Origin of the sequence: Fulvivirga aurantia, assembly GCF_009711475.1 — a bacterium.
GTDB lineage: Bacteria > Bacteroidota > Bacteroidia > Cytophagales > Cyclobacteriaceae > Fulvivirga > Fulvivirga aurantia.
In genome coordinates this window covers 1-5,687 of sequence record NZ_SMMD01000689.1, presented here as the reverse complement: position 1 = coordinate 5,687, position 5,687 = coordinate 1, and the positions used below count along the sequence as shown (strand labels likewise).

Annotated in this window: 3 protein-coding genes; all 3 read right to left on the bottom strand. The window is 40.9% G+C overall.

Annotation, left to right across the window (positions count from 1 at the left end; genetic code table 11):
• Positions 1 to 1,043, bottom strand: a 1,043-nt coding sequence (locus tag E1176_RS07425; protein WP_155209972.1) for a PKD domain-containing protein, incomplete at its 3' end; no start/stop codon positions are given.
• Between the two features lie 12 nt (positions 1,044 to 1,055).
• Complete coding sequence (locus tag E1176_RS07420) at positions 1,056 to 2,387, bottom strand: RagB/SusD family nutrient uptake outer membrane protein (RefSeq protein ID WP_155209971.1); 1,332 nt, start codon at positions 2,385 to 2,387, stop codon at positions 1,056 to 1,058.
• Between the two features lie 17 nt (positions 2,388 to 2,404).
• On the bottom strand, positions 2,405 to 5,431 hold the full coding sequence (locus E1176_RS07415; protein ID WP_155209970.1) for a SusC/RagA family TonB-linked outer membrane protein: 3,027 nt from the start codon (positions 5,429 to 5,431) through the stop codon (positions 2,405 to 2,407).
• Positions 5,432 to 5,687: the final 256 nt, after the last annotated feature.

Here is a 5,687-nt window from a genome sequence, read left to right as displayed (position 1 = left end):
GCCTCTTTGATGTTACCATTCAAATCAGCCCAATATATTTTATTCTTGGCACTATTAATCGCTATACCATAAACCTCACTAGTTGTAGAGCCTACGACATCTACATTTTCTCCATTAAGATCTGATTTAAGAATTGAGCCCGAGTCGGAATCATCGAAGTATAAAGACACGTTGTTTTTATCTATCTCCAGCGCATATCCGTAGCCTCCCTTACTGTAGTTAATAATATTAGTCAGGTTTTGTCCGTCAGTATTACAAGTCCAAACTGTTTCTGAATCTCTTGCGACAACGGTCATATATAATTGATCATCAACTAAATCAATTGCCTCTGGTGATATAAAATTTGGATTATCTAAATCACTAACTATTACTGATTGTGATCCGTTGGTGAGATTGACTTTTATGATCTGGTTATTGCTCTTATCATTTACAAACAACCTATCGTTAGGTAGATCTAAAGCAATATCACGGGGTTCTGTAAACCCATCAGAAATCAATGTTTCATCGGAACCACTTAGGCTGTTTCTAACAATGGATAGGTTATCATCGTCTGTATAGTAGAATTCTTCATTAATTTCATCGTACGCCAACCCAATACCAAAGCCTGTTAGTGAAAAAACTGTGCTTACATCTGTCGGAGCAGTAAGTTTAATCTTCTGAAGCTCAAGAACATCATTGTTCATAAAATACAGTTCATACTCATCACCTTCAATATTAATTTTTTCTTGATAGACATCACGTTTACCATTGGCAGTTGCCTCCAGCGTTACTGTATATTCACCAGGGAAATGGTAAGTATGCTTTTGGTTTTTTCCATAGGCTACTTCGCCATCACCAAATGACCAAAAGAAGGATTTGCCCCCCTTACTTTCATTAAGAAATGTTATTTCCCGTAGTTCTCTGAGCTCACTTTCACTACTTATGGTAAAAGCAGCCTCTGGGGCTGGCCCCAGATCTGTTTCATCGTCTGAGCAGCCATATGCAAGGAGCATGGCACAGAGCACAAACGATAGTTTAATTAATGTATTTAAATGTTTTGTCATCGTAATCGATTTTTAGTTGTAACCAGGGTTTTGTACAAGGGTGCCGTCAGAGATGTTTACTTCTCTAAATGGAATTGGAAGTACTTTTCTAAATTCTTCTAATCCCCTGCGGGCACTCAGTAAATCATAGCGCACCATGTCAAACCAATAGTGTCCTTCAAAGGCAAACTCCACACGTCTTTCATCGAGCAATATTTCCAGTAGCTCATCTTCAGATGCAATATTGGTTATGTTAGGCATCTCGGCACGTGCTCTTACTGCATTAATATCTGCTAAAGCATCATTAGGACTACCGAGTCGCCCCCGTGCCTCCGCACGTATCAGGTACAATTCAGAAAGCCTGAATACTATCGTATTACCACCATCTTCCTGGTTGCCACTACCATATTTAATACATCGGTTAAGGCCACTGCCAGTTACATCATACAATAGGTTTCTCTCCGATTCTCCACGAGCCGACATAAAATCAATCAAATCCTGGCTTACAGAAACTTCAGGAGGGGAAACATACATTTCGGTGGCCCAAGAGTTACCATCTTCTAATTGTATGAAGTTGACTTCGAAGATTGATTCTGCTCCTTCCTCATCGTAAATGGCATTATAGTCATCAGTCAGCTCATAAATCCCACTGTTGATGACCTCCGTAGCAAGTGCTTCAGCCGCTACAAAATCGTTTTGATATAAATGTACACGAGCAAGTAGTGCCTGAGCTGCAGGTTGCGTTACCTCATACCTGCTGCCATTTCCCAGCTGATTGATAGCTCTGGTTAGGTCTTCTTCGATTTGCTGATAAGTAGCCGCTACAGTATTTCTTGCTATTTCATTGCTTTCACCTTCTTGCGTAACCGTTAGCTTAAGCGGAATGCCATACTCTGAGTCTTGGTCAAAGAACTCACCGTACTGTCTTAGAAGATCGAAATGAGCGAGGCCTCGCATAAAATAAGCGACACCTGTCAGACTTTCTTTCTCATCATCTGAGAGCTCTGCAATCGAGGGTACTTCTTCAATTACCTTGTTAGCAGCATTAATCGTATTGTAATGCGCTACCCAATTAACTTCAACATGAAAATTAGCCCGAGGCACTCTACCAGTCGCCAGCTCTTGCCAAAAGGCTTGAAAGGCCGAAGCGATACCGTTACCCGAAATCATTTCAGTAGCCATGATAAAACGGCCACCATACATATCTCCATCCTGTAAAGTGTGATACAGACCTGTAACTGCTGACTCGGCAGATTGCCGATCTGTGATTGCTTTTTCTGTTAGTATCAGCGATTCAGGCTCCTGATCGAGTATATCACAAGAGGCAAGCGCTGCAAAAATTATTAGTATATATATCCTTTTCATAATAAGCTTATGTTAGATTAAAAACCAAGATTTACACCCAAACTGTAGGTTCTGGCCTGGCCAAGTGTTCCGAAATCTTCACCCTGCAAAGTGTTAAGATCGTCTTGTGAACTGGTGTTTGTAGACACTTCAGGATCAAAACCAAGATAGTTGGTCCAGGTGATGAGGTTTCTTCCTTGCACAAAGAATTGCACATTGGTAAGACCGGTCTTTTCTATAAGAGCACCCGGTAATGTGTAGCTTAATTTTACATTCTTAAGACGTAAATAGTCGCCATCTTCCAAATACTGTGTGCTAAATCGCTGCCACTGTGCGTCAGGTCCCGGGCCTTCAAGTGATGGACGTGGTATGTCAGTGATGTCACCTGGCTGTCTCCAGTAATTAAGCGATCTTCTGCTCTGATTTCCATAAGGCAAGCCACTTTGTAGCGAACCGTAGTTTTCGTAGGCATGTCTACTTTGGTTGAAAATCTTATTACCTCCTGAGAACTGGAAGAATAAATCAAGACTAAGACCCTTGTACTTAAATGTGTTGGTTACTCCTCCAAAGTAGGTGGGTAATCCACTACCTGCAGGCTGTCTATCGTCAAGGTCTATAATGCCATCGCTATTGGTGTCCTCAAATACTGCATCACCTGTAAATGGATCTACTCCGAGAAATTTAATCAGGTAAAGCTGACTGATTTCCTGGCCTTCGTTGAGTACAAAGTTTCTACTTACAATCTGGCCGTCATTTACAATATCAATAACTTCATTTTCTACGTATGTAAAGTTTAGGTTAGCATTCCATTGGAAATCGTCTCTTTGCATAACTACAGCTTGTAAAGAGGCTTCTAACCCTCGGTTTTCTATTTCACCAAAGTTTGACTGGATAGAAAAGTACCCACTGGAACCAGGAATATCCTGTGCAAGCAAGAGGTCAGTGGTGTTTTTCTTAAATACATCGAAATTGAAATTGATACGATCATCAAATAAGCCCAGGTCTAAGCCTAGATTTAATTGTGTGGTTTTTTCCCAACCCAAATCGGGATTTCCTAAAACAGAAGGAGCAATACCTCCCTGGCCATTGTATGCATCATTGGTGCTGTATGCAGACCTCGAAGTAAAGTTTCCGATTGAGGCGTTACCAATTATACCGTAGCTGGCTCTAAATTTTAAGTTGCTCACTGTCGACCTGATACCATCGAAAAATGCTTCTTCAGATACTCTCCAACCAAGGGATCCTGAAGGAAAAGTACCATATCTATTGTCGGACCCGAAACGGCTGGAACCATCTGATCTTACCGTAAAGTTTGCCAGGTACTTGTCTTTGTAGCTATAATTAGCTCTGGCGATAAATGAAATGAAACCAAAAGCAGAGCCACCTGAGGTACCTGTAGTATTAGCGGCCGCTGAGGTCTTAATCACAGAATTTACAGGATAACCAGTACCTGTAATAGTAGAAAACTCCTGTGTAGATTCCTGCATGGTAAAACCACCTAAAAGGTTAAGGTTGTGGTCATTATTAAGATTGAAATCGTAGGTGAGGGTATTTTCTGATAGCCAGGCAATTTCCTGAAAGGTGCCATATACGCCAATTCCGATGTCTGACTCATTATAACCTGCTGGCGTAAAAGACTCATCAATCAGTTCATTATAATCTACCGACCAGGTCGACTTAAAAGACAATTGCTCTGTTATATCATAGGTGCCATAAATCGAGGCTAATACCCGGTTAGTATTTGAAGTATTGACATACTCCTGAGCAATTAAAAGTGGGTTTTCTAATGCCCACCAGCCATTTTGAGTGAAAGGGTTTACATAAGTGCCGTCATCATTTATTACCGGAGCAGTCGGATCCCACGCTTGCGCATTGATCACAACGCCATATTCGTCATTTTCATTGATCGTTCGGTTGTGATTGGTTCTGCTTACTACAAGATTTGTCCCTATACCCACTTTGTCAGAGACTGATTTGTCAAGGTTTAGCCTTGCACTCATTCTCTCAAAATCCTGCCCAATCTGAATGCCTTCCTGATTAAAGTAATTAGCAGACATAAAGAATTTTAGCTTTTCATCTCCGCCCTGCATACTGATATTGGCATCATGAGTTATACCCGTTCTGAAGATATAGTCATATGCATTGTAAGTTGGTATGGTAGGGTCGTTAGGGTCTCCTAAGGTGTTATTCCAAAAATTCTCACCTCTGCCGTCAAATTCTGCTGCAGCATTCATAAATGAGATCCACTCTTGTGAGTTCATGAGTTCAGGCGTATTGCTGATCTCAGATACGCCTGTATTATAACTTGCATTAAACTTGGTTTTGCCGGCTTCACCACGTTTTGTAGTAATGATTATAACCCCATTGGCACCTCTTGATCCATAAATAGAAGCGGCAGAAGCGTCTTTTAATACTGATATCGATGCTATATCATTAGGATTTATATCTGCGAGCGGGTTTATAGGCTGTATGTTTGAGTTTAGTGTTGAATTGTTGCCCGTTACGATGGGTATACCATCAATTACATACAATGGTTGACTACTAGCCGATATAGAAGTAACTCCTCTGATGTTTACATTAATCGCAGCACCTGGTGTTGCGGAAGGGGAGGAGATATTTAAACCGGATGTTTTGCCCTGGATTGCTCCATCAAAACTGTAAGTAGCCGGTACATTTTGTATTTCTTCGCTGTCAATGGTAGAAATGGAGCTCGTAATGTCTTTCCTCTTTTGGGTTCCATAACCTACAACCACTAATTCAGATAGCTGTGTGATGTCTTCTGATAACACAACGTCTATTACAGAGCGTCCATTGAGCGATACTTCTTTGGTTTGCATACCTACAAATGAGTAGACTAATGTTGCGTCTGACTGACCGACTTCTAATGTGTAATTTCCATTAAAGTCGGTAACTGTTCCTTGAGATGTGCCTTTGATAATCACACTCACTCCGGGCAGTCCATCGCCCTCTTCTGCGGAGGTAACCCGCCCTTTTACCGAGGTTTGTGCATACACCTGTACACAGGTAAGTATAGACACAAACACAAATAGTATTTGTCGTCTCATAAAAAATGATTAAAGAATTGAACTAGAAAATTTGGGTAATAAGTGTGCATCACCCTGCTGGAGTTGAGGGTGTTGCCAGTGTTGTTAGCTACAGGCTAACAGTCAAAAATTGGCTGTAAATTTTGAAGCCCCAACGTCTTGGTTTGAGCTGGTCTTGGCTTCGGGGAAGTTTTACAATTAGGTTGCATAACTGTTATCAATATAAGCATTAATTACTATTCAAAACAACTATGCGGTATCTTAAAATTTTATCTGT

What these genes read in the sequence shown, in the direction of transcription:
- E1176_RS07420 (WP_155209971.1), bottom strand. Translation starts at nt 2,387, where the DNA reads ATGAAAAGGATATATATACTAATAATTTTTGCAGCGCTTGCCTCTTGT.
- E1176_RS07415 (WP_155209970.1), bottom strand. Translation starts at nt 5,431, where the DNA reads ATGAGACGACAAATACTATTTGTGTTTGTGTCTATACTTACCTGTGTA.